At 60.9% G+C, this 22,693-nt stretch carries 24 protein-coding genes; 5 read left to right on the plus strand and 19 right to left on the minus strand.

What is annotated here, in order from left to right; all coding sequences use genetic code 11:
- Positions 1-89 precede the first annotated feature (89 nt).
- The 11 genes from I2G20_RS11155 to I2G20_RS11205 all read right to left on the minus strand — a co-directional run bounded on the left by I2G20_RS11155 (position 90) and on the right by I2G20_RS11205 (position 10,595).
- Entirely contained in the window at positions 90-1,037 is a 948-nt protein-coding gene (locus I2G20_RS11155) for a sugar-binding domain-containing protein (RefSeq protein ID WP_196259798.1), read from the minus strand.
- A 103-nt stretch (positions 1,038-1,140) separates the two neighbouring features.
- A complete protein-coding gene (locus I2G20_RS11160) occupies positions 1,141-2,169 on the minus strand; it encodes an Ldh family oxidoreductase (protein WP_196259799.1) in 1,029 nt (342 codons plus the stop codon).
- A gap of 5 nt (positions 2,170-2,174) precedes the next feature.
- On the minus strand, positions 2,175-3,200 hold the full coding sequence (locus I2G20_RS11165) for a trans-3-hydroxy-L-proline dehydratase (protein ID WP_196259800.1): 1,026 nt from the start codon (positions 3,198-3,200) through the stop codon (positions 2,175-2,177).
- Positions 3,201-4,301 carry a cis-3-hydroxy-L-proline dehydratase gene (locus tag I2G20_RS11170; RefSeq protein WP_196259801.1) on the minus strand — a complete coding sequence of 367 codons (1,101 nt, stop codon included), beginning with the start codon at positions 4,299-4,301 and terminating at the stop codon, positions 3,201-3,203.
- Positions 4,302-4,313: 12 nt separating this feature from the next.
- On the minus strand, positions 4,314-5,315 hold the full coding sequence (locus I2G20_RS11175) for a 4-hydroxyproline epimerase (protein ID WP_196259802.1): 1,002 nt from the start codon (positions 5,313-5,315) through the stop codon (positions 4,314-4,316).
- Position 5,316: 1 nt separating this feature from the next.
- Complete coding sequence (locus I2G20_RS11180; protein ID WP_196259803.1) at positions 5,317-6,567, minus strand: FAD-dependent oxidoreductase; 1,251 nt, start codon at positions 6,565-6,567, stop codon at positions 5,317-5,319.
- Positions 6,568-6,627: 60 nt separating this feature from the next.
- Positions 6,628-7,539 (minus strand): dihydrodipicolinate synthase family protein, encoded by a 912-nt coding sequence (locus tag I2G20_RS11185; protein ID WP_196259804.1) that lies wholly within the window; start codon positions 7,537-7,539, stop codon positions 6,628-6,630.
- A gap of 23 nt (positions 7,540-7,562) precedes the next feature.
- On the minus strand, positions 7,563-8,285 hold the full coding sequence (locus I2G20_RS11190) for an amino acid ABC transporter ATP-binding protein (protein ID WP_196259805.1): 723 nt from the start codon (positions 8,283-8,285) through the stop codon (positions 7,563-7,565).
- Complete coding sequence (locus I2G20_RS11195; protein WP_196259806.1) at positions 8,278-8,934, minus strand: amino acid ABC transporter permease; 657 nt, start codon at positions 8,932-8,934, stop codon at positions 8,278-8,280. Before I2G20_RS11195 ends, I2G20_RS11190 begins: the two co-directional genes overlap by 8 nt.
- A gap of 14 nt (positions 8,935-8,948) precedes the next feature.
- Positions 8,949-9,674 (minus strand): amino acid ABC transporter permease, encoded by a 726-nt coding sequence (locus tag I2G20_RS11200; protein WP_196259807.1) that lies wholly within the window; start codon positions 9,672-9,674, stop codon positions 8,949-8,951.
- A gap of 102 nt (positions 9,675-9,776) precedes the next feature.
- Positions 9,777-10,595, minus strand: coding sequence for an ABC transporter substrate-binding protein (locus I2G20_RS11205; protein WP_196259808.1), 819 nt, complete (start codon positions 10,593-10,595; stop codon positions 9,777-9,779).
- Between the two features lie 192 nt (positions 10,596-10,787).
- Here I2G20_RS11205 and I2G20_RS11210 point away from each other — a divergent pair, with 192 nt between their 5' ends.
- Entirely contained in the window at positions 10,788-11,465 is a 678-nt protein-coding gene (locus I2G20_RS11210) for a GntR family transcriptional regulator (protein WP_246473039.1), read from the plus strand.
- A gap of 4 nt (positions 11,466-11,469) precedes the next feature.
- Here the strand turns inward: I2G20_RS11210 and I2G20_RS11215 are convergent, their stop codons facing one another.
- The 4 genes from I2G20_RS11215 to I2G20_RS11230 all read right to left on the minus strand — a co-directional run bounded on the left by I2G20_RS11215 (position 11,470) and on the right by I2G20_RS11230 (position 14,575).
- Positions 11,470-11,850 carry a hypothetical protein gene (locus tag I2G20_RS11215; RefSeq protein ID WP_196259809.1) on the minus strand — a complete coding sequence of 127 codons (381 nt, stop codon included), beginning with the start codon at positions 11,848-11,850 and terminating at the stop codon, positions 11,470-11,472.
- A 135-nt stretch (positions 11,851-11,985) separates the two neighbouring features.
- Positions 11,986-12,387: a hypothetical protein gene (locus I2G20_RS11220; protein ID WP_196259810.1), complete on the minus strand. Its 402-nt coding sequence runs from the start codon at positions 12,385-12,387 to the stop codon at positions 11,986-11,988.
- Between the two features lie 60 nt (positions 12,388-12,447).
- Complete coding sequence (locus I2G20_RS11225; protein WP_196259811.1) at positions 12,448-14,298, minus strand: sodium:solute symporter family protein; 1,851 nt, start codon at positions 14,296-14,298, stop codon at positions 12,448-12,450.
- A 10-nt stretch (positions 14,299-14,308) separates the two neighbouring features.
- Positions 14,309-14,575, minus strand: a complete 267-nt coding sequence (locus tag I2G20_RS11230) for a DUF4212 domain-containing protein (protein ID WP_196259812.1) — start codon at positions 14,573-14,575, stop codon at positions 14,309-14,311.
- Positions 14,576-14,863: 288 nt separating this feature from the next.
- Between I2G20_RS11230 and I2G20_RS11235 the strand changes: the two genes are divergently transcribed.
- Both I2G20_RS11235 and I2G20_RS11240 read left to right on the plus strand, forming a co-directional pair.
- A complete protein-coding gene (locus I2G20_RS11235; RefSeq protein WP_196259813.1) occupies positions 14,864-15,487 on the plus strand; it encodes an esterase in 624 nt (207 codons plus the stop codon).
- A gap of 6 nt (positions 15,488-15,493) precedes the next feature.
- A complete protein-coding gene (locus tag I2G20_RS11240; RefSeq protein WP_196259814.1) occupies positions 15,494-17,650 on the plus strand; it encodes a DUF294 nucleotidyltransferase-like domain-containing protein in 2,157 nt (718 codons plus the stop codon).
- Here I2G20_RS11240 and I2G20_RS11245 read toward each other — a convergent pair.
- Together I2G20_RS11245 and msrB are read right to left on the minus strand one after the other, a co-directional pair.
- On the minus strand, positions 17,647-18,351 hold the full coding sequence (locus tag I2G20_RS11245; RefSeq protein ID WP_246473040.1) for a glutamine amidotransferase-related protein: 705 nt from the start codon (positions 18,349-18,351) through the stop codon (positions 17,647-17,649). The genes I2G20_RS11240 and I2G20_RS11245 overlap by 4 nt on opposite strands.
- Before the next feature lie 93 nt (positions 18,352-18,444).
- Positions 18,445-18,927 (minus strand): peptide-methionine (R)-S-oxide reductase MsrB, encoded by a 483-nt coding sequence (msrB, locus tag I2G20_RS11250; protein ID WP_196259816.1) that lies wholly within the window; start codon positions 18,925-18,927, stop codon positions 18,445-18,447.
- Between the two features lie 156 nt (positions 18,928-19,083).
- On the opposite strand from msrB, the gene argB reads away from it, so the two are divergent.
- Positions 19,084-19,974 (plus strand): acetylglutamate kinase, encoded by an 891-nt coding sequence (gene argB, locus I2G20_RS11255; RefSeq protein WP_196259817.1) that lies wholly within the window; start codon positions 19,084-19,086, stop codon positions 19,972-19,974.
- Between the two features lie 9 nt (positions 19,975-19,983).
- Here the strand turns inward: argB and I2G20_RS11260 are convergent, their stop codons facing one another.
- Complete coding sequence (locus I2G20_RS11260; protein ID WP_196259818.1) at positions 19,984-20,898, minus strand: LysR family transcriptional regulator; 915 nt, start codon at positions 20,896-20,898, stop codon at positions 19,984-19,986.
- 84 nt (positions 20,899-20,982) lie between these two features.
- On the opposite strand from I2G20_RS11260, the gene I2G20_RS11265 reads away from it, so the two are divergent.
- Positions 20,983-21,489, plus strand: coding sequence for a GNAT family N-acetyltransferase (locus tag I2G20_RS11265; protein WP_196259819.1), 507 nt, complete (start codon positions 20,983-20,985; stop codon positions 21,487-21,489).
- 165 nt (positions 21,490-21,654) lie between these two features.
- Here the strand turns inward: I2G20_RS11265 and trhO are convergent, their stop codons facing one another.
- Positions 21,655-22,668, minus strand: coding sequence for an oxygen-dependent tRNA uridine(34) hydroxylase TrhO (gene trhO / locus I2G20_RS11270; protein ID WP_196259820.1), 1,014 nt, complete (start codon positions 22,666-22,668; stop codon positions 21,655-21,657).
- Between the last annotated feature and the right edge of the window lie 25 nt (positions 22,669-22,693).

A 22,693-nucleotide genomic window follows, 5' to 3' on the forward strand; every position in this document is an offset into this window, starting at 1 on the left:
AAGTAACAATTGGGCGAATGACGTCAAACGCCAAGGCCACCGGCGGCGAGGCCAATGAAAGATGGGAGATCTGCGGGAAAACCCGGCGATCAGGCGAGCAGCGCCTGCGCGGTTTCTTCGTCGGTAATGAGCCCGTTGACGAGGCGGCGGCGCACTGCGGCGCGAATCGCATCCACCTTGTTGGCGCCTTTGGCGGCCGCGACCACGAGCGAAGTCTCCCGGCTTGGGAAAGGCGGGGAGGCGACACGGTCGTTGATCATACCCTGGATCAACACCCCGTCGGCATTGAAGGTCCAGCCCAGCATCTCGCCGACAGCCCCGGCCTTCTGAGCGAGCTTCAATTCATCCTGGGTAATGAACCCATCCATATAGAGAGGCGCCTTTGGGCCAAGATCGCCAATACCGACAAAACTCACGCTGGCCTGGGCGGCAAGCGCGAGCGTTCTCTCGATGCCAACCTGCTGATGGAGCAATTCACGCTCGGAGGCGCTGGAGGCGAGGACGGGCATGGGCATGGGGAAGCTTGGCGCGCTCACCTTGTCGGCGATCGAGAAAATGACGTTATAGAACGCGGCCGAACCGTCCGGCGCAATGTTCCCCGTCAGCGAAACAATCTTGTGTTGCGGGCAGTCGATCGGGCTCATCGCTTCCACCGCCGCCTTGAGCGTGCGCCCCGTCCCGACCCCGATGATGCGGGGCTCGGGCGCGGAAAGCAGGCGTTCGAGTTCAGCGGCGACCGCATCGGCAACGCCAAGCGTCGTATCGGGATTTCCGGGATCGGAGGGCACGACCTCGACAAGGTCGAGCGCAAAGCGGGACCGCAGTTCGCTGGCCAGTGCGAGGCAGCTGGCAATCGGATGGTCGAGCCGCACCTTGATAAGCTTTTCGCTCATCGCGAGCGAGACCAGCCGCTGGGCGGTCTGTCGGGAAACACCGAGCTTTGCCGCGATCTCGTCCTGGGTGTTACCGGCAACATAGTAGAGCCAGCCCGCCCTCGCGGCGTCATCGTGCTTATTTCGTGTCCCGTCCTGTCGCACTGGACGCTTCCCTTCTGGCCTGAACTATACCGTCTTACTAAGCCAGGTCCGGTTTTGCCAGAGAAACTCCATGCATTGTTTTACTCATTGGCCGGGCAAATACTCATCGCTTGGCTTCGGGAATAAGGGCAAGGAGGTCCTCATAGAGCTTGCGGGGAATACTCACGTGACCGGCGGCCAGCGTGCGTGCGCGGGCCTCGTGGCGCCGCTGCCCGGGCAGGCGCGCGCCCTGTCCGGCGGTCGCATCGAGCAGCGCTTCGGCGCGTGCGAGATGGGACGCGGAGTCGCCGCCGGTAAAGCGTGCCGGGTCGATGGCGATCAGCAATTGGCCATGCAGGGGCGCAGCCTCGGCGCCTTCGTCGTATTGCATCGATTCAAGGCTGGTGAGGTCGCCGATCAGCGGTCCGGCGAGCAATTCGATCATCAGGGAAAGCGCCGATCCCTTGTGCCCCCCGAAGGGCAGCATCGCTCCGTCCAGCACGGCGAGCGGATCTGTGGTGGGGTTCCCCCTTGCATCGATCCCCGTACCCGGCGGCAGAGGCTTGCCCTCGCGCCTATGCAGTTCGATATCGCCTCGGGCCATGGCACTGGTTGCAAAGTCGAACGCAAAGGGAGGCCCATCCTTGCGCGGCCAGGCAAATGCAAAAGGATTGGTGCCAAGGATCGGCGTGGTGCCTCCTGCGGGAGCAACCCAGGCATGGCTCGGGTTCATCGCCAGCCCGACCAGCCCATGTTCCGCCAGCCGCTCCACTTCAGGCCACAGGGCGGAAAAATGAAAACAGTTCTGGATGGCGAGCGCGGCAATCCCGCTGGCCCGCGCCTTTTCGACAAGCAACGGCAATCCGGCGTCCAATGCCAGTAGCGAGAAGCCGCGTTTGGCATCGACGCGGACAACACCTGGCGCGTGGTCGAAAACTTCGGGCGTGGCGTCAGTCACGACCATGCCCGCCCGCAGCGTCCTGACGCACATGATGAGCCGGTAGAGCCCGTGAGACTGGCACTCGTCACGTTGGCAGTCGCGCATGACGGCGGCATTGGCGCGGGCGTGAGGCTCGGACAATCCATTGGCTGTCATGACCCTCACTGCAAAATCAAAGACCTGGTCGAGGGTGAGCGAAGCCGTATCGGTCATGGCACCTACAATCCCCAGGTATCGCCGACCCGGTAGCCGCCCGGCCAGGGATCGGACGGATCGAGCATAAGTTGCTTTATTTCTGTGACCCAGCCGCGGCCTGCGATCGAGGGAACGATTGCTGGGGTTCCGGCGAGATCGGTCACCGATTCTACGCGGCAATCAAAGCGGCTTCCGATGATGGAAATGCCAGCAAACGGCTCTCCTACCGCCAGTTCGCCACGTGCGTGGAGTACCGCCATGCGGGCTGAACATCCCGTCCCCGTCGGTGAGCGATCGAGCTTGCCCGGTTCGATCGCGACCGTGTTGCGGCCAGTCTTGACGCCATCGATCACCTCCACAGGCGCGGTGAACTGACAAAAGGAAATATGTTTCCAGTCGGGATTGGTCGGGTGGGAAAAGCCGATCTGTTCTGACGCGGCCCTGGTCAGTTTCATCCCGGTCGCCGCGAGGTCGCGGGCTTCGTCCGGGGTCAGTGAAAAGCCGAGGCTCCCGGCATCGACCAGCACAAAGCTGTCGCCGCCATAGGCCGTGTCAACAATGACGGTTCCCAAACCCTCGACTTCCAGTGGCAGCCCAAGTTTTGCAGTAAAACTCGGATGGTTGGTAACGCGGATGGAAATGGCCTTGCCATCCCTGCAGGTGGCGACGACGTCGATCAATCCACCGGGCGCTTCGAGCGTAAAGCGGGTTTCGGGTTCCGTCATCGGTATGATGCCGGTGTCGAGCAGGACCGTCGAAACGCAGATCGAATTGGACCCAGACATCGGCGGGGTGTGGACCGGCTCCATGATGATCCAACCCATTGCGGCGCGTGGGTCCTTGGGTGGCACCAGCAGATTGACGTGGCGGAAGACGCCACCGCGCGGCTCGTTAAGGACGAAGTTGCGCAAGCGGTTGTCCTGTGCGATCCATCTCGATTGCTCCCAGATAGTCTCGCCCGGCGGCGGCGCGACGCCACCGACGATCACGTCCCCCACCTCGCCCTCGGCGTGGCAACCGACGACATGGATGATCTTTGAGGATCGCATCTAGACCACCAGCACCGGATCGCCCAGGGCCTCCATGATCGGAACGACGCCCAGGCCCGGTGCGTCCGAGGCCTTCATTTTCCCGTCCACACGCCTCGGCGCGCCACTTGCGATATCCTTGGTTCCATAAGAATTGAAATCGGTCGCCGAGAAGGTGAACTCCTCAGGCGTCGACTGCGCCAGATGCGCGATTGTGGCGGTTACAATGTCGCCGCCCCACGTATCCTCGATGGTCATGGGGATGCCTGCGGCAATGCAGGTGTCGCGGATCAAATTCGCCTTGGTCAGTCCGCCGACCTTCGAAATTTTCAGATTGATGACATCCATGGCGCCATCGGCAAGCCCCCGCTGGAGCGTGCCCAAACCGTCGATGACTTCATCGAGGACGAAGGGAAGCGACGTGCGCCGGCGGGTGACGAGGCATTCTTCATATGTCGGGCAGGGCTGCTCGATATAGACGTCGACATCGCGCACCGCATTCACGACGCGTGCGGCTTCGTGCATGGTCCAGCCGGTATTGGCGTCGGCCACGAGGATGTCGCCCGGCCGCATTTCCTTTGCGCAGAGACGAATGCGCTCGATATCGCTGTCAGCGTCGGCGCCGACCTTCAATTGGAACTTGGTGTAGCCCTCGTCTCGATAGCCCGCCACGTTCGCTGCCATGGCCTTTGGTTCGATCTGCGAGATGGCGCGGTAGAGCTTGACCTCCTCCTGCGCCTTGCCGCCCAGAAGCTGGTAAACTGGAAGGCCGGTCGACTTGCCCAGAATATCCCAGCACGCGACATCGATCGCGGCCTTGATATAGGGATGGCCGCGAAGCACGGCGTCCATGTGGCGGTTGATGACGTTCACATCGCGCGGATCGAGCCCGATGACTTTCGGCGCGATTTCGGCCAGTCCCGACCGGACGCCCAGCGCATAAGATGGAAGATAGGCAGAACCGAGCGGACAGCATTCGCCATAGCCGGTGATCCTGGCATCGGTCTCGACTTCAACCACGGTTGCATCGAACACCTCGACATAGTTGCCGTTCGACCAGCTGTAGCGGCCCTCCTTGAGGGGGAGATCGACCTGATAGGCCTTGATGCCGGTGATCTTCACTAAAGCCTCCTCCTATTTGACGATGAACCCGTGTTTGAACGGATCACGATCGTCGATGAAAATGGTGTTGAGCCCGGTCACCCGCGCCCAGCCGGCGATGGAGGGGATGATGGCGGGCTTGCCGCCGACGCTCACTTCGTCCTCTACGTGCCCCTTGAACATCGAGCCGATGATGGATTCGTGAATGAACTCATCGCCCTTGCCGAGCCTGCCCTTGGCGGCCCATTGCGCCATGCGCGCCGAAGTGCCTGTGCCACAGGGCGAACGGTCGATGGCCTTGTCGCCGTAAAAGACTGCATTGCGCGCGGTTGCCTGACGTTGTGTGGGCGCCCCGGTCCAGAGGATGTGCGAAAGCCCTTTGATGTCAGGCTTTTCAGGATGGACGAATTCATGTTTCTCATTGAGCGCGCGGCGCAGTTCGGGGCTCCAACGCAGAATATCGCCGGCGCTGACATCGGCCATATCGCGGAAGGCGGGCTGTGGATCGACAATGGCGTAGAAATTCCCGCCATAGGCGACATCGACAGTCACCTCCCCCAGTCCTTGGACATGCGCGGTCAAACCCTCTGAGTGAAGAAAAGCGGGAACATTGGTCAGCCGCACCTCCTCAACATATTCGCCTTCCTGCCGGTACTCGGCAACGACCAGCCCGGCGGGCGTATCGAGCCGCACCACACCCGGCGTTTTCGGCGTCACCAAGCCGTGCTCGATCATGAAGGTCACGGTGCCGATGGTGCCATGCCCACACATGGGCAGGCAGCCGGAGGTTTCGATAAAGAGGATCGCGATGTCGCAATCCTCGCGCGTCGGAGGATAAAGGATCGAGCCCGACATCATGTCGTGCCCGCGCGGCTCGAACATAAGTCCGAGCCTTATCCAGTCGAACTCGGCCAGGAAATGAGCGCGCTTTTCCATCATCGTCGCGCCCTCGAGGCGCGGTCCGCCACCCGCGACGAGCCTGACCGGATTGCCGCAGGTGTGACCATCGATACAGAAAAAGGAATGACGCGCCATCTTATGAGAACCGTTGCGAACGATAAGGGTTGAGGTCGATTGCCGGTGCATCACCCAGGATAAGGTCGCGAACCACGCGGGCGGTCGCTGCCGATTGGGTGAGCCCGAGATGCCCGTGGCCGAAAGCATAGACCACGCGATTGGCGCGGGGCGAACGACCGATCACGGGCAGGCTGTCGGGGAGCGATGGACGGAAACCCATCCATTGTTTCCCGTCCGTTGTCTTGAGACCGGGGAGGATGCGCCTGGTCTTTTCGACCATGATTTCCGCACGCCGGAAATCGGGCGCGCGTTCGAGACCCGCCAGCTCCACCGCGCCGCCTATGCGCAGACCCGTATCGAGCGGCGTGATGACGAAACCATCGCCCGGGATAACCAACTGGCGCTTGAGGTCGAATGCATCCTTGGGGAAGGTCGTGTTGTACCCGCGCTCGGTTTCGAGCGGGATAGTGTCGCCCAGCCTTTGGGCGAGCCGGTGCGACCAGGCGCCAGAAGCGATAACCGCCTCGAAAGCGGTGACCTCGGTTCCATCGGCAAGCGCCAGCCTGACGCCCTCGTCATCCTGCTCGATGCCGCTGACTTCGGCGATCCGCAGATAGGCGCCGCGCTCGATTGCCGCCTGCCCGATCCCCGTCGTTATATCGAGGGGGTCGGAAACGGTCAGCCATTGTGGGACGAAGGTTGCGTGGGTGAACGATGCGCCGAGACCCGGCTGCAATTCTGCCAGTTGCTCGCCGGCCACGTGCGCGAACTCTATTCCATGCGCCTGCCGCGCTTCCCACATAGGCAGCGATGCTTTCCACGCGCGTTCCCCCTCATAGAGATAAAGCGCGCCCTCGCGCCGCAGCAGCGGGGCGACGCCGGCGGCAAGAAAGAGACTTTCAGTTTCAGCGCGTGCGAGGTCCATCAGCGCGGTCTGCGCCCTGGTGCTTTCCGCGATCCGATCGGGAAGCGAGGCGCGGAAGAAGCGGATGAGCCAGGGCAGTATCTGCGGCACATAGCTAGGGGGGAGGGAAAGCGGGCCCAGGGGATCGAACAGCCATCTGGGGGCTTTGAGCATAATGCCGGGCGAGGCCAGCGGCTCGATATCGGCAAAGGCAAGTGCCCCCGCGTTACCGGCGCTGGTTTCAGCCGCCATGCCCTTGCGGTCGACGATCAGGACAGTCCTGCCCGCCTCGGTAAGCCGGAAAGCAATGGAGAGGCCGATAATACCGGCTCCGACGACGCAGACATCGTATTGGGGTTGCCCCACTTTGTGACTCCGAAACACGCAAATCAGGGCGGGAACAATGTCCCGCCCTCGTGGCGGCAATCAGGCTGCCAACCTGGAAAGATCGGGCAATTCGGGCCGCGCGGCGAGCGCAGACTTGATCGTTTGTTCGACCTCACTGCGCAGGGCACCCGAAAGCGGCGTGCGCGGCAGGCGGACGCGTTCGTTCGATCCCAGCGCCAGGGCTTCGGCGAGCTTGATGTTCTGAACGAGATAGGTCGAAACATCTAGATCGAGCAGCGGGCGGAACCACTGGTAAATCTTCAGCGCCTCGGCGTGCCGCCCGGCCTTGACCAGCCGATAGACGGCGACGGTTTCCGCCGGGAACGCAACAACCAGACCGGCCACCCAGCCCACCGCGCCCACGCACAGCGCCTCGTAGCCGAGATTGTCGACGCCGGTGAATACGTCCATCTTGCCCGCGAGCAGTTTGACCGCATCGGTAGTGCGCCGGATATCGTCCGAACTTTCCTTGACGGCGACGAACCTTTTGTCGGTTTCGGCCAGTTCGAGCAGCATGTCGTTGGTGACATCCACGCGATAAGCGATGCGGTTGGAATAGATCATCACGGGCAGGTCGGCGGCTTCCGCAATGGCCCGGAGGTTGGCGAGCGTTTCCTCGCGATTGGTGTGATAGATCGTCGAGGGCACGACCATCAGGCCCGAAGCACCCTCCCTCGCGGCGCGCTCGGCCAGCCGGCAGGCGTCGCGGGTCGCAGCCTCGGCAATGGTCAGAAGCGCGGGCTTGCCCTTTGTCGATTGCTGGATGGTCTTGAGTACATCGATGCGCTCATCGTGCGAAAGAAACGGTCCTTCGCCCAGCGAGCCGCAGGCGATCAGCCCATCGCACCCGGCATCCATCTGGATGTCGAAGCAGCGTGCCATCTCCTTGAAGTCGAGCTTGTCGTCTTCGGTGAACTTGGTTGTGACGGCCGGAATGATGCCCTGCCACATAGGTCTTCTCCCACTAAGTAAGACTAGAGAACGGATTTGAGGAAAGCCGCGGTTTCAGGGCGTTCCGGTGACTCGAAAATCTGCTTGGGGCTGCCGATCTCGTGAATCAGCCCGTCGCGGAAGAATGCAACGCGGTTGGAGACTTCTCGCGCGAAAGCCATTTCATGGGTGACGACGATCATCGTCATGCCTTCGGAAGCCAGAAGCCGCATGGTGTCGAGCACTTCTCCCACAAGCTGGGGATCGAGCGCTGACGTCACCTCGTCGAACAGCATGTATTTGGGGCTCATGGCGAGCGCGCGGGCGATGGCCATGCGCTGCTGCTGGCCGCCCGAGAGCCTGGATGGGTATACCTTGAGCTTGTCGCCCAGCCCTACATGCTTGAGTTGCTTGATGGCGATCTCGTCGGCTTCGCTCCGCGACTTGCCCAGCACCTTGCGCAAGGCAATGGTGGTGTTTTCGAGCACGGTGAGATGGGGGAAGGCGTTCCATTGCTGGAAGACGATGCCGATATTGCGGCGCAGCTTGTTGAGGTCGGTGCCCTTGGCGTGTACCTCGGTGCCATCGACGAGGATGCGGCCGGAATCGATTGGTTCGAGCCCGTTGATGCACATGAGCATGGTGGACTTGCCCGATCCGGATCCACCAATCACCGACACCACCTCGCCCTTTTCCACCGTCATTGAAATGCCCTTGAGCACTTCGAGATTGCCGAACGACTTCTTGACGTTTTCGATCTCAATCATTTTCGCGCCATTTCTTTTCAAGGTGTGCGCCCAGGCGTGAAACGGGGAAGCTCACGAGGAAGTAGATGAGACCCGCAATGGCCAGGATGACCAGAGCCTCATGGGGCTTGCGGGTGATGATGATTTGCGAGGAGCGCAGGAGTTCGATGACGCCGATGGCATAAACGAGCGCTGTGTCCTTCATGACGCCCAGGGTCAGGCCGATCCAGGATGGCAGCATGACGCGGGTACCCAAGGGTAGCACGATATAGCGCATATCCTGCCAGTAGCTCATGCCCAGCGAACGCGCAGCCTTGCGGGTGGTCACCGGGACGGCCCCTATGCCGCCGCGCACGATCTCGGTGCAATATGCCGAGGTGTAGGCCGCCAGCACGACGCAGCCGACGACAAAGGGGTTCATGTTGAGCCCCGCGATCGACTGGAAGGAATTGAAGAGGATGAACTGGATCAGCAGCGGCACCGAGCGCAGCACGTCAAGCAGCGCGCCCATGGGGTAATTGACGTACCAGGGGGACTGCGCGCGGATGAGCCCGAAAACCATGCCGGCGAGCGTGCCACCCAGCATCGCCCAGAAGGTGATGGCCAGCGTCAGGCCCGCGCCGGTCATCATGAAGGTGATATCGCCCCAGGTAATGGAGGTTCCGAACATCGTTCCCCTCCCCCCTAGTACCTGAACAGCCGCCAGGCGATCAGCCGGGCGCCGCCCGTGACGATCTTGGCGATCACGTAATAGATAGCTGCCGCGAGCGCGAAGAATTCGAAGGTGCGGAAGGTGCGCGCATTGAGTTCCTGGGTGACGCCCGTAAGGTCGATATTGAGTCCCACGAAAATGCCGACCGACGTCATCAGGATGGCCCACACCATCTGGTTGGTCATGGGATGGAAGACGGCGCGAAACATCTGTGGAAGGACGATCAGGCGGAAGGAGTCGACCGCGTTAAACCCAAGGGAGCGTGCGGCGCGCGTCTGGGTGGGCGGTACTGCGCGCAGGCCGCCGCGGAAGGTCTCGGCGAGATAGCCGGCGTTGTTGAAGGCAATGCCGACAAGAACCGCCCAGTAGGAATCGAGATAGAAGATGTTGATGCCCAAGGCACGGAAGTTGACGCCAAATACGCCCGCCACCAGCTGAAGCACGGCAGGAATGCCGAAATAGATCATGTAGACCTGAAAAAGCGCGGGCGTGTTGCGCGCCACCTCGATCCAGATGTTGGCAAACCAGCGCAGGGCCGCAACTCTCGAATCCTTGGCCAGCGCCAGCAATACGCCGATGACGATACCGATGACCATCGAGAGCACGGCGATCTGGAGCGTAACGAGCGCGCCTTCCAGCATCTGGGGCAAGGCCCGGAATGCCTGGTTCCAGTGAAAGGTGTAGTTGATGTTGAACATGCGCGTCTTCTCCGGCTGCGCGTGCTACCCCTCGGGCCAAGGCCCCGTAGCGCTCCAGAACGACGGAAAGCCGAGGCGGCGGACCGCCCCGGCTCATGAAGATCAGTAGTAGATGCCGTTCAACGCAAGGGAGGGCGGCTGTGCACCACCGCCGACCCACTTCTCGAACAACTCTTCATAACGTCCGGTCCGATACTGCTGATGGACGAAGAGGTTGAGATAATTAAGCAGGCCGTATTCCTGGCGCAGCGCGATCAGGGATACATAATCGACGAGGTAAGGCGCTTCGCCGGCAATTTTGAACCCCGAGAAGTTGCCCGATTCAATCGTGGCTGCGGCCACCGTGCCGGTGACGACCGTTGCATCGATCTGCCCCTGGTTGAGCGCAAGGAACACATCGGCCTGGCTCTGGAAGGTGCGGAAGGAGCCACCAGCATCCCATTCGTTGTGGTCTTCCTCGAGCGCAATGGCCTCAAAGACGCCGGCGACCGAACCAAGGTTCTTGCCGGCAAGATCTTCGTAGCTCTCGATGCCGGTATCGTCGCGCGTCAGAACCACGTTGTTGAACGCAAAATAGGGGATGGAAAACCCGATGGTCTTGGCACGCTCGAGCGTATCGGAAGTGGACGCCACGCCCACATCCGCGCGACCGGAAACGAGCGCAGGGATACGGTCGGGGAACGGGGTTTCCACAATCTCGTAATCGACGCCGAGCGCGGCAGCAAGATCAGCGCAGGTGTCGACGTCAAACCCGATCGGCTCGTTATTGTCGTCTCGCGATCCCATGGGTGGGAAGTCGAGCACGACCGCGCAACGCAGTACCCCCGATGCGATAATGTCATCGAGCTTGTCGGCAAATACCGGGGTGACGATCAGGCTGGCCGCCATCGCTGCCGCCCCGAACATGACGGGAAGTTTCATGATGTCCCTCTCTTTGAGCAGTTGATTTCAAAGCCTCCACCGGCCAACTGCGCAGCCGGATTAACATTACGTTTGCATAATTGTATCCAATCTACAATATACTAAATTGACGGGGGTGCGACGCGCTGTTTCCCCCGCCGGGACGAGGGAGTATCACTGCTCACGTGCCGGGCGGGGCAAGGGGATTCGGTTTTGGCCAACGGCTTGAAATTAAAGGCGTCAGATCTTTCCAAGCAGGCTTCGTCTGCCGACGTGATCTATGATGCGTTGCGCGACGCGATCATCCGGGGAGAGATCGAGGGCGGGGAGGCCTTGCGCCAGGATACGATCGCGCAGATGTTCCGCGTGTCGCGCATCCCGGTGCGCGAGGCCATGCAACGGCTCGAGGCTCAGGGGCTGGTGGTGTCAGAGCGCCACAAGGGAGCGGTGGTCGCCTCGCTTTCGGCCGATCAGATTACAGAGATCTTCCAGTTCCGCGCCCTGATCGAGCCCATTGTCATTGAGATGGCGGTTCCGCTGATGACCGAGGAAACACTCGCCGAAGCCCAGCGACAATGCGATGCGTTTGCCGCCGAGACAGACCCCATGCGCTGGGGCGATCTCAATCGGGCCTTCCATCGCGCGCTTTATAAGGATTCCGACAAGCCCTATTTTCTTTCGGTCGTCGACAAGACCAACGATCTGGTCGAACGCTATGTGCGGCTCGTGCTCTATTTCGTCCAAGGGATGCGCCACGCGGTGGCCGAGCACCAGGCGATCCTCGACGCGTGCAAGGCGCGCAATGCGAAACTGGCGGGCGAGCTTACGCGCAAGCACATTGAAACTGCAGGCGAAACGCTTGTTGCCTATCTCAGGAACCAGAAGCGATAATTGCCTAAACAGCCGCAAACCGGGTTAAGCTGATGGCGACCGCAATGCCAAGGAAGAGTCGCGAAAGATTGGCCCACCAATCTGACTTTTCGTTCAATTGGTCGCGCATCGCGTTGACGATGAGGCTGCGGGCAATGGTGATTTCGGGCCGCAAGTCCTTGGGCAGCATGATCCAGACTTCGGTTTCGTTGATCCGCCTGCGCACGTGGTAAAACCGTGCGTAGGTCGTCATAGCCACGGCAAGCACGGCAAGACCGAGGGCGCCATAAAGAAAGCTGGCCAATGGATCGAAGGCCAATGTCAGCATGACGAGAAGGATCGCGATGCCGGCATAGCCGGATGCGCGCAGAACCGAAAACCTGGCCAGCTTCGTGATTTCGTCCATTGTTGCCGCCTCGGAGAGCACAACCCGGTCAGGCTACCACAATCCGGCGCGCGATTCATGCACGATCGTGTCTGAGACGCTTCCGGGACGCGGCAGGCCCCGATCATCGCCTAATGCGCCAGAGGCGGATTCGGTTCAAAACGCCGAGGCAATGAGCAGATAAAGAACGATGAAGAGCGGCGGAATGCCAAGGAAACCGTCGCCGAACAGAAACAGTTTCAGAAAGAAGAACAGGAAGGCGACGTAAAGCGAGGCTGCAAAGGGCAACAGGAAGCGCGGTGTAATTGGCGCAAAGATCGCCAGCAGCGGGTCCGTGACGCGCCTCAGCGCTACAAAGAAGGCAATGTTGCGATCGACCCCGATCGCGAATTCCAGTACACCTCGGGAAAACATAAGGGCCGCAAGCGCGGTAAGCGCATAGGTTCCGCCCAGATAGATCGCGACAGTTTCGGGTACACCGGCAAAAAAAACGAAGGTGGCCACAGCCATCACATAAGTGAGGGCCATAATCCCGATCCCGAAAAGGGCAGACGACATAGAGGCTATTCCTTGTTTTAACGCGCGGAGCCGTTGGGCTCCGCGCGCATATTTAGCAGATTAGTGCGTCTGCACCATCATATTGCCGCCCTTGGGCGTACGGAGACGGTCGACGAACTCCTGCATTTCCTGGCTCGGTGCTGGCGTGAACAGCGAGACCACGATCGTCACGATGAAGGCAGCGGGAACACCGAAGATACCCGAGGAAATGGCAGCGATGCCAAACCAGGTAAATTCGTCGCCCGTACCCTTCTGGAAATCGAAGCCATACACGTTGCCGATGAGATAGAACATCGTAACGCCAAAGCCGGCGATCATCCCGAGGATGGCGCCCATATTGGTCGTACGCTTCCACCAGACACCAAGTACCAGCGGCGCAAACAGGCCAGCAGCAGCGATGGAGAAGGCCCATGCCACCATTGACAGAATGTCCGCAGGCTTGGTCTGCGCAAGGAGCGCAGCAGCAATCGCCACGATAACAAGAAGAACCTTGGCCACAGTCAGACGACGCTTAGTGTCTGCCTTGGGGTCGATCATCTTGTAGTAGACGTCGTGGCTGAGTGCGTTGGCGATAGCCAGCAGCAAGCCGTCAGCGGTCGAAAGCGCGGCAGCGAAACCACCGGCACCGACCAAACCCACAACCCAGATCGGCATGCCGGCAATCGACGGCGTCGAAAGCACGATCATGTCGTTGTTGAGGGTCAACTGCTGATAGGGGAAGCCGCCTTCAAAGCCCAGGCCTTCGCAGGCTGCCTGGATGGCCGCCACCGATTCCGCCTTCACGCCACAGATGGTGACGAGCTGGTGACCTTCGATAGAACCCCAGTTCAGCATCCACTGCGGAATGGCAGTGAAGGCCAGACGAAAGTCTTCGGCGTTGGCAAACAGACCCATCAGATTGTACTTGGAGAACGCTGCATAAGCAGGTGCCGTGAAGTACAGCAGGAAGATGAAGAACAGCGACCAGCCCACAGACTTGCGCGCTTCACGAACCGTCGGGGTCGTGAAGAAACGCATCAGGATGTGAGGCAGGGATGCCGTCCCGACCATCAGGCAGAAGATAAGCGTGAAGTAGTTGAGCGGCGTCATGGCCTGGAACGGCACGACGTGCGCACGGGCGACTTCAAGCATCTGCTCATACTCAGCGATGGCGCTGAGCGTGCCACCATAGGTCAGCTGCGGGATGGGAATGCCGAACTGAACCGTCGACATCCAGACCGCAGGCAGCAGATAGGCAACGATCAGGACGATGTACTGGGCCACCTGGGTCCAGGTCACCGCCTTCATGCCGCCCAGCATCGAGCACACCAGAATGCCAGCAAGGCCTGCAAACACCGCATAGTTGAAGTCGATGCCGAGGAACTGCGAGGCAATGATGCCCGAAGCGTAAACCTGCGCCGTGATATAGGTGAACGAGCAGGCGAACAGCACCACGATGCCCACAAGACGCGCCGCGTTGCCGCCATAACGGGTCCCGAGGAAGTCAGGCACGGTGTAGGCGCCGAACTTGCGCAGATAGGGTGCGAGCAGAACCGCAACGAGCACGTAGCCGCCGGTCCAGCCCAGAACGTAGGACAGGCCGTCATAGCCGAGCACGAAGAGTGTGCCGGCCATACCCACGAAGCTCGCGCCGCTCATCCAGTCCGCGCCGGTTGCCATGCCGTTGTAGACGGCAGGGACAGAACGGCCCGCGACGTAGTATTCGGACACGACCGCGGTGCGCGACATGATGCCGATAAAGGCGTAGATGCCGATCGTTGCGGCCATATAAGCCCAGAGGATGAACTGGTCGGGAACCCCAACCATCGAGGCGAGCGCCATAAGAATGACGAAGCCGGCAAAACCGCCGACATAAATGCCGTAGATCTTGCCGAGGTTGTCGGTGAAATCACCTTTCATTGACAGTGCCATGTGATCCCCCTCAATCCTCGGCCACGCCGAATTCCTCGTCGATCTTGTTCTGCCGGTTGGCGAACCAGAAGATCAAAACGACGAAGACAATGAGGGAGCCCTGCGCGGCCATATAAAAGCCGAGCGGGAAGCCCGCGATGACGATGTTGTTCAACGGAACAACAAAGAAGTGAATGAAGAAGCTGAAAAAGGCCCATATCAAGAGCGCGGTAATCATCAGACTACGCGTCTTGTTCCAGTGAGCCTCCGCCACTTCTGGTGGCAGTTTCTCAGACAAAGCTAGTCCTCCCTTCCGGACAGCAGGGAGAGACCATCAGTCCCGTATTCAGAGCGGGTAAGCAACTGGTGAACTCCCCCCATAGGGTTCCAATTGCTCACAACATTCGACGCCATCTCGATGGCCTCGAATTACCCCCTCCTCAAAGGATAATTACGATTATCGGATAGTTGCAAGACGACGTATTATTTGCGCAACATAGGTGAAACGTCAAATGGATTAATCGGACCGAGCGCCCCAAGAGGCGGTTAACAGTGGAAAATCGGGCCGGAAACCGGGAGGAAACGGGTGCTAGAGAGTTTGATCGGCGTATTGAATCCGCGCAAGAAAGGGTCCGACTGGCCGGCGCTTGTCGAGTCCATAAGGGCCGGCGCGGCCTATCTCGGACAGGGAATCAGTTATTCCTATCTGCGCGCCAGAACACTTCTTGCCGGTCCAAAGCTCTTCAGTGATGCCGACTTCGGCTTTGCATTGACGATCTGCAAGTGGGAGGCATTCGGGGTCGCGGCGCAGGATCTGATCCTGATGATCGAAGCCGACCATCGCGATGGTCTCAACCCCGACCCCGCCCGGCGCGCCAGCGTGCTTCTCGAACTCTACAAGGATGTCCTTGCGAGCGAGCCTGTACCAGAGCACAGGCAGGACAAGGGCTGGAGCGACCTCGTCGCGGCGTTCGAAACGCGCCTCGAATCCTATATGAACAAGCCTCCGCTCGGCCCGGACGGGATTTCGATCGCCACGGCAATGGCGGTGCTCGACAACGCGCCAATCGAAAGCGCCGTGCGCGATGCCGATCAGATGATGGTGGTCAATAACACTGCCTTCCGCTTCATCGAATACCAGGCCAAAATGCGCAAGGCGCTCGATATTCCCGCCATAATGGCCGAGCTCGACGCACGCATGTCGGCCTGAGCCCCGATGCCCTCAAGGCAAAGCGCAGGCGCGGTTGCAGCAACGCCACTCATCGACATGGACGCGGTGGTACTCGATACCGAGACGACCGGTCTCGACGTTCGCAAGGACCGCATCATACAGATCGGCGCAGTCAGGCTCCATGGGCCCGATCTCCTCGATGACAAAAAGCTCGACATCATTGTCAATCCCGGCCTTCCCATCCCCCCTTCCTCGAGCCGCATCCACGGCCTGACCGACGCCCATGTTGCCGAAAAACCAGGCTTTGCGGCGGCAGCTCCGGTCGCTTCGGCCTATATCGGGCAGGCGGTGGTCATCGGACATTCCATCAATTTCGACATGGCGGTTTTCCGCTTCGAGGCGGCCCGCCATGGGATCGGCTGGCCGCAACTGCGCGTGCTCGACGTCGCCCTGCTTGCCGCCGGGCTCGACAGGGGGCTTGTCGATACCTCGCTGGATAGCCTTGCCCTGAGCCTGGGCATTCCCATCGAGGGGCGGCATACCGCGCTCGGGGATGCGCTCGTGACGGCGGGGATCTACCGGGCGCTTGTCCCCAAGCTCCTCGCTGCCGGTGTCCGCACATTGGGCGAAGCCGAATTGCTCAGCCGCCGCCCGGCCAACCTCATCGCCCAGCAGGAACAGGCCGGCTGGTTCGCCCGCCCCGACGATCGGCCCGATTTTGCCGGCGCAGCCATCCGCTCGGGCGGCCGAAGGGCGGTCGATAGCTATCTCTACCGCCAGCGGCTCGGCGATGTGATGCAAAGGGAGATCGTATCGACCACGCCCGACGCCTCGCTGCACGACGCGGCTAGGCTGATGAATGAACTCGGCATCGGCTGCCTTTTCGTCGCAGCGGGAGAAGAAACGGGCATCGTCACCGAGCGCGATATCCTGCGTGCTGTCGCCGAGCACGGCCCCGGCGGCCCCGCCAAGCGCGTCGGGGATGTGATGAGTGTCCCGGTCATTTCGGCGCCTTCGGATACTTTCCTTTATCGCGCGCTTGGGCTCATGGCGCGACGCAATCTGCGCTACCTCGGGGTTGCCGGTGCCGATGGTCAAATCGTCGGGCTCTTCACTCTGCGCACTTTGCTGCGCGAGCGGGCGCTGGCAACCATGAGCGTCACCGATGAGATCGCGGCCGCAAACCGCCCGAGGGAACTGGCGCGCGTGCAAGCCGCGCTGCCCGGGCTCGCAGCCGGGCTTTTGGCCGATGGTCTCGAGGCGCGTGCCGCGGCGGCCGTTATTGCGGCAGAAAGCCGTGCCATGACGGCGCGCGCAGCCGAAATCGCCGAAGCCGAAATGCTCGCCGAAGGCAGCGGTCCTCCGCCGGCGGACTATGCCCTGCTTGTTCTGGGTTCGGGTGGCCGCGGAGAAAGCCTGCTGGCGCCCGACCAGGACAATGCGCTGGTCATCGCCACTGACTATGAACGCGATCTCGACGCCGAAACCGACTGGTTTGCCCGCTTCGCAACCAGGGTCAACGAAATCCTCGACCGCGCTGGCATCCCCTATTGCAAGGGCGGCGTGATGGCCAAGAACCGTGCCTGGCGAAAACGCCTTTCCGAGTGGACGAGCGAGATCGAAGGTTGGGTGCGCAATCCATCGCCCGAGACCCTGCTCAACGTCGACATATTCTACGACTTCACCGCCGCCCACTATTCCAGAACGAGTGGCGCGCGACTGGCCGATCTGTTACGGCGACGCGCCATGGAAACGGCTGCGGATGCGCATGGTCTGTTGCGAGCACTGGGGGAAGCGACGGGCGGGCATGGCGCACCTCTGGGCCTCTTCGGGCGCTTAAAGACCGACGCCGACGGCCGGATAGACCTCAAGGCCGGCGGCCTGCTGCCGATCACGGCCGGCGCGCGGGTGATCGCGTTGCGTCACGGGATTGAAGCGCTGTCGACGCCGCGCCGGCTCAGGGAAACAGCGGCGAAAGCGGGCCACGGGCAGACCGATGCCGATATCCTGGCCGATATCCACGGGTTTTTGCTCAGCCTGATCCTCACCCAGCAGATCGCCGATATCGAGGCCGGAATCAGCCCCACGAACCGCGTCGCGATCAATTCGCTCTCAAGCCAGGACCAGCATCACCTGCGTGATGCGCTCGGGCGCGTGGAACTGATCCAGACCATGGTCCGCGACCTGCTGGGGTCGGGCTAGATCGTCAAGAAACGCGAAATTGCCCGCGCGAGCAGGGGGCTGTCGGAAGGCTTCGCCATCGAAACATGGGCGGCGTCGAGTACGGTGTCGGGCGCCTGGCCATGCCGTAAATCGATCAGCGCAGAGGTGTAGGAGTCCTCGAACTCGGGATGCGGCTGGAATGTGAGCGTGGTCCCGTTGCCGTAGAGAAGTCCGGCATTCGGGGTGAAATCCGACGACAAAAGCAACCGGGCTTCCGCGGGCGGCGCAATCACCTGGTCCTGATGCGAACAGGCGATGGAAACGCTTGCGCGCGGCAGATCGAAAAAGCGCGGCCGGGCCTCGATCCGATACGTATGCCGGCCCAGCCCCCATCCCTTTTCGGATTTTTGCACCACCCCGCCCAGCGCGTCGGCGATGATCTGGTGACCGAAACAGATCCCCACCAACTTAAGGCGTCGCGCATAGGCCTTGCGCACGAAGTCGCGTACCGGGTCGAGCCATGGGAGGTTATCGTAAACGCCTGCCGGCGATCCCGTGACAAGGACTGCCTCGAGGTCCGCGGGATCGGGAAGCGGGGGCCCGCCAGGAACGTCGATCACCTCGAAGTCAAATCGGGCGCCGTCGCGTTCGAACATGGCGCGGAACATGTCGGTATAGGCGGGAAAACGCCCGGCAAGGACCGAAGGCACCTCCCCGGTCTTCAGTATCGTCAGTTTCATCGCTCTTGTCGCGCCCATCAGGCCTTCGGAACCGGCGCTTTTAATATCCCGATTGTGGCAATTTTCAACGCAGCCTTCAGCACCAGAAAAAGGTCAGGCAGGCTTGAAGGCGAGCGCCACGCCGTTGATGCAATGGCGTTTGCCGGTCGGCTCGGGTCCATCGTCAAAGATGTGGCCCAGATGGCCCCCGCAATTGGCACAGTGGCACTCGATGCGCACCATAAGCAGGGACGTATCGACCGTCGTGCCGATGGCGGTCGGCAGACTCTCCCAAAAGCTCGGCCAGCCGGTATAGCTGTTGAATTTGGTTTCCGAGGAATAAAGCGGGTGGTCGCACCCTGCGCAATGATAGGTGCCCGGTTCATAAAAGCTATCGAGCGGGGAGGTGAAGGCGCGCTCGGTGCCGTGGCGGCGCAACACGTAGTACTCCATTTCCGAAAGGCGCGCCCGCCATTCCTCGTCGGAAAGCTGGAATGGAAAATCCTCCCCTGCCGCTAAGGCTGGTTGGCCGAAGCCTACCCCCGCCCCTGTTGCGGCAGACGCGGCCAAGCTGATGAAATGCCTGCGGTTGACCATGGCTTTTCTCCCTCGGCCCGATCTCATTCCAACCGAAGGCCCCATGCAAGTCAAAGGCTCGTGAAAGGAATCTGCCCTGATTGCCAATGGTGTTTTGCCCTTTCTTTTCTCTTGCGCTAGACAAAGGACAATACCGACGAGGAGTCCCCTGCCCCCATGCCCCAAGGACTTGAAAACGCCTATGACGCCGAGGTGCTGTCCAAGGCGCTTCCCTTCATGCAGCGCTATGAGAACAAGACCGTGGTCATCAAATATGGCGGCCACGCGATGGGCGATCCCGAGCTCGGCAGAGCGTTCGCGCGCGATGTGGCGCTCCTGAAGCAATCGGGGGTCAACCCCATCGTCGTCCATGGCGGCGGGCCGCAGATCGGCGAGATGCTGAAAAAGCTCGGCATCGAATCGAAATTCGAAGGCGGTTTGCGCGTCACCGACAAGAAGACGGTCGAGATCGTGGAGATGGTTCTGGCCGGCTCGATCAACAAGGAGATCGTCGCGCTCATCAATGCAGAGGGCGAATGGGCGATCGGGCTGTGCGGCAAAGACGGCAACATGGTCTTTGCCGAAAAGGCCAAGAAAAAATATATCGATCCCGAATCCAACATCGAGAAAATCCTCGACCTCGGCTTCGTAGGGGAACCCGTCGAAGTCGATCGGACGCTGCTCGATCTCCTGGCGCGTTCGGAGATGATTCCCGTCATCGCGCCGGTGGCACCTGGGCGGGATGGCGAAACCTACAACATCAATGCCGATACCTTTGCAGGCGCCATTGCCGGGGCGCTTTTTGCCAAGCGCCTGTTGTTCCTGACCGACGTGCCCGGGGTGCTCGATAAATCGGGCAAGCTCATCCCGGAACTTTCGGTGCGTGAGGCCCAGCAGCTTATTGCCGACGGGACGATCTCGGGCGGCATGATCCCCAAGGTCGAGACGTGCATCGAGGCACTCGACCGGGGCGTCGAGGGCGTGGTGATCGTCAACGGCAAGACCGCGCATTCGGTTTTGCTCGAGCTTTTCACCGAGCATGGGGCGGGCACGCTGATCGTGCGCTAGGCGCGCTGGTCAGCCTTCCAGCCGGTTTTCCAAAATCGTGCCGAGTGCGGCGCATTCGGTCGCGATCTCGCGCGCGAAGTCGCGGACCATGTCGCGTTCGAGGGCCGATTTCGAGAGCGCCACAAGCGCGATGTCGCGATGGAGAGGAGCAAAATCGCGCGGGGTCACCTCGACGAGATCGCCGCGCTCCAGTTCCTCGCGTATCGCCGAGCGCACGAAAAAACCCAACCCCTCCCCGGCCAGCGCCAGCCGCCTCGCGGGACCGGTGGGGATCTCGATGCTGGTTTCGGCACGGCGCACAAGCGCCGTTGCGCCCTCGGGATCGACCTGCCACCAGCGTAAGGAGATAACACGGGGCGTAAGCGCAAGAATGTCGGCAAGCGAGGGATCGGGTGGCAGCTTGGCCGCCAGATGGGGAGCCAGGACCAGCGGCACGGGTTCGCGCATGACGATGAAGGGATAGATCTCGGGGACGAGCGGGTCGAGATTGGGCCAGGTGATGATGCCCAGTTCAGCGGTGCGGTCATGGAGCATGGCGGTGATATGTTCGTGGCGCCCCTCCTTGACGATCACATCCACCCCGCCATGCCGTTCCTGAAAGCGCAACAGGCTTTCCGAAAGCAGGGGCGTGACCATTGTGAACAGGGAAGCGAGCGTGATGCGCCCGCGCTCGACGCGACGCAGCGCCTCTCGACCCTCCTGGACCGTATTGAGCACCCGGCGGGCATAGGGGAGGAAGGTCATTCCTTGATCGGTCAATGCGATCTTGCGTCCGCGGGTGAATAGCTGGACGCCCAGCGCATCCTCAAGTACGCGCATGCGCATGGATACCGTGGCCTGCGTCACGTTGAGGCGCGCGGCAGCGCGGGTGAAACTCAGGTCGCGGGCGATGCGATCGAAGGTGCGAAGCTGATCTATATCCATAGAAATTCTTTATGTGATGGATAGATATTTATTGGTAAATCCAGATTAGCATTGAGACCGTCTATAATAAAGGTGCAAACAACAATGAATATCCGCCTCGCGACCGAAGCCGACCTTCCCGGCATTCTCGATATCCATAACGACGCCATCCGCCGGCTCGATGCCATATGGACGGAGGCCGAAGAAACGCTGGAAGACCGACGCGCTTGGCTCCAGGACCGGGAGAATAATGGCTTTGCGGTATTTGTGGCCGAAAAGGACGGCGAAATCCTCGGCCATGGCAGCTACGGCACCTATCGCTCGCGCTCGGGCTATAACAAGACCGTGGAGCATTCGATCTATCTGCGCGAGGACGCCCAGGGCCAGGGCATCGGCACGGCACTGATGGAAGCGATCATTGCCGATGCGAAAGCGAAGGGCTTTCACCTGTTGGTGGCAGTGATCGATTCCAAAAACACCGGCTCGATCGTCTTTCACGAGCGCTTCGGGTTCGTGAATATGGGCACGCTTCCCCAGGCCGGGCACAAATTCGGGCGCTGGCTCGACCAGGTCAACATGTACCTGATCCTCAATGACGACCCGGCTCCATAAGCGCTTAATTGAACGAATTGGACGAATTTCGTTCAATTCGTTCAATAATAATGTGCGTTGGCCATCGCTGCCATCGAACACTCCCCGAATGCCGGACTAATCCCCAGTACTGCAGGACAATGATACGCTCAGGGGTTGGACCGGGCATAAACCGCGGGACGGAGATCAGGCAGACGCCTTGTTGCGTTTCCGGTCTGCGTCGCGCCTTGCCTTGGCCTTGAGGCGGCGCGCTTCGGCGACAGCTTTTGCGTCCTCGCCGATATGGCTTTCTCCGCGCTCGGCGGCCAGCGCGATCTGGCGCTGGCGCTCGGCTGCAGCTTGCCGCTTCGCATCATCGAGCGTATCGGCGCAATGGTGGCACTGGACGCCTTCGACAAAATCGGGACGAGCGCGGCCGGCAGGTGTCAGGGGCTGGCGGCAGGCACGACAGAGTTGGGCATCGCCCACTTTCAGCCCATGCCCCACCGAAACACGTTCGTCGAAGACGAAACACTCACCATTCCAGAGGCTTTTGTCCTCGGGGACGGTTTCGAGATATTTCAGGATGCCGCCCTTGAGGTGAAACACCTCCTCGAACCCCTGGGACAGCATATAAGCGGACGCCTTCTCGCAACGGATGCCACCGGTGCAGAACATCGCCACCTTCTTGTGCCTTTGCGGGTCGAGATGTTCGGCCACATAGTCCTTGAACTGGGTGAAGGTCTGCGTCTTGGGATCGCGTGCATTCGCGAAGGTGCCGAGCGCAACCTCATAATCGTTACGGGTGTCGAGGACGACGATGTCGTCCTGGGCGATGACCGCATTCCAGTCCTCGGGCTCGACATAGGAGCCGACCTGTTTCCCGGGATTGGCCTCGGGTGCGCGCAGCGTAACGATCTCCTGTTTCAACCGCACCTTCATGCGATGAAAAGGCTGACTTTCAGCAAAGGAATACTTGATCTCGGCGCCCTTGAAGCGCCCGCCGAAAATGTTGCCGCCCTCGAGCCAATCGACCAGCTGATCGATGGCTTCGTGGCTACCCGCCACGGTGCCGTTAATGCCCTCGGGCGCCAGCAGCAAGGTGCCCCTGATGCCGCACGCACAGCAGAACTCGGCCAGCGGCGCCTTGAGCGATTCAAAATCGGGCTGGTCGGTGAACTTGTAGAGCGCGACGATCTTGATGGGCTGGCGGTCAGTCATGGCCGGCTCTTACACCCGCCCATGC

It is taken from the genome of Pelagibacterium limicola (assembly GCF_015694405.1).
GTDB lineage: Bacteria > Pseudomonadota > Alphaproteobacteria > Rhizobiales > Devosiaceae > Pelagibacterium > Pelagibacterium limicola.

What these genes read in the sequence shown, in the direction of transcription:
- I2G20_RS11160 (WP_196259799.1), bottom strand. Translation starts at nt 2,169, where the DNA reads ATGACCGATACGGCTTCGCTCACCCTCGACCAGGTCTTTGATTTTGCA.
- I2G20_RS11165 (WP_196259800.1), bottom strand. Translation starts at nt 3,200, where the DNA reads ATGCGATCCTCAAAGATCATCCATGTCGTCGGTTGCCACGCCGAGGGC.
- I2G20_RS11175 (WP_196259802.1), bottom strand. Translation starts at nt 5,315, where the DNA reads ATGGCGCGTCATTCCTTTTTCTGTATCGATGGTCACACCTGCGGCAAT.
- I2G20_RS11185 (WP_196259804.1), bottom strand. Translation starts at nt 7,539, where the DNA reads ATGTGGCAGGGCATCATTCCGGCCGTCACAACCAAGTTCACCGAAGAC.
- I2G20_RS11190 (WP_196259805.1), bottom strand. Translation starts at nt 8,285, where the DNA reads ATGATTGAGATCGAAAACGTCAAGAAGTCGTTCGGCAATCTCGAAGTG.
- I2G20_RS11195 (WP_196259806.1), bottom strand. Translation starts at nt 8,934, where the DNA reads ATGTTCGGAACCTCCATTACCTGGGGCGATATCACCTTCATGATGACC.
- I2G20_RS11200 (WP_196259807.1), bottom strand. Translation starts at nt 9,674, where the DNA reads ATGTTCAACATCAACTACACCTTTCACTGGAACCAGGCATTCCGGGCC.
- I2G20_RS11205 (WP_196259808.1), bottom strand. Translation starts at nt 10,595, where the DNA reads ATGAAACTTCCCGTCATGTTCGGGGCGGCAGCGATGGCGGCCAGCCTG.
- I2G20_RS11215 (WP_196259809.1), bottom strand. Translation starts at nt 11,850, where the DNA reads ATGGACGAAATCACGAAGCTGGCCAGGTTTTCGGTTCTGCGCGCATCC.
- I2G20_RS11220 (WP_196259810.1), bottom strand. Translation starts at nt 12,387, where the DNA reads ATGTCGTCTGCCCTTTTCGGGATCGGGATTATGGCCCTCACTTATGTG.
- I2G20_RS11225 (WP_196259811.1), bottom strand. Translation starts at nt 14,298, where the DNA reads ATGGCACTGTCAATGAAAGGTGATTTCACCGACAACCTCGGCAAGATC.
- I2G20_RS11240 (WP_196259814.1), top strand. Translation starts at nt 15,494, where the DNA reads ATGCCCTCAAGGCAAAGCGCAGGCGCGGTTGCAGCAACGCCACTCATC.
- I2G20_RS11245 (WP_246473040.1), bottom strand. Translation starts at nt 18,351, where the DNA reads ATGAAACTGACGATACTGAAGACCGGGGAGGTGCCTTCGGTCCTTGCC.
- msrB (WP_196259816.1), bottom strand. Translation starts at nt 18,927, where the DNA reads ATGGTCAACCGCAGGCATTTCATCAGCTTGGCCGCGTCTGCCGCAACA.
- argB (WP_196259817.1), top strand. Translation starts at nt 19,084, where the DNA reads ATGCCCCAAGGACTTGAAAACGCCTATGACGCCGAGGTGCTGTCCAAG.
- I2G20_RS11260 (WP_196259818.1), bottom strand. Translation starts at nt 20,898, where the DNA reads ATGGATATAGATCAGCTTCGCACCTTCGATCGCATCGCCCGCGACCTG.
- I2G20_RS11265 (WP_196259819.1), top strand. Translation starts at nt 20,983, where the DNA reads ATGAATATCCGCCTCGCGACCGAAGCCGACCTTCCCGGCATTCTCGAT.
- trhO (WP_196259820.1), bottom strand. Translation starts at nt 22,668, where the DNA reads ATGACTGACCGCCAGCCCATCAAGATCGTCGCGCTCTACAAGTTCACC.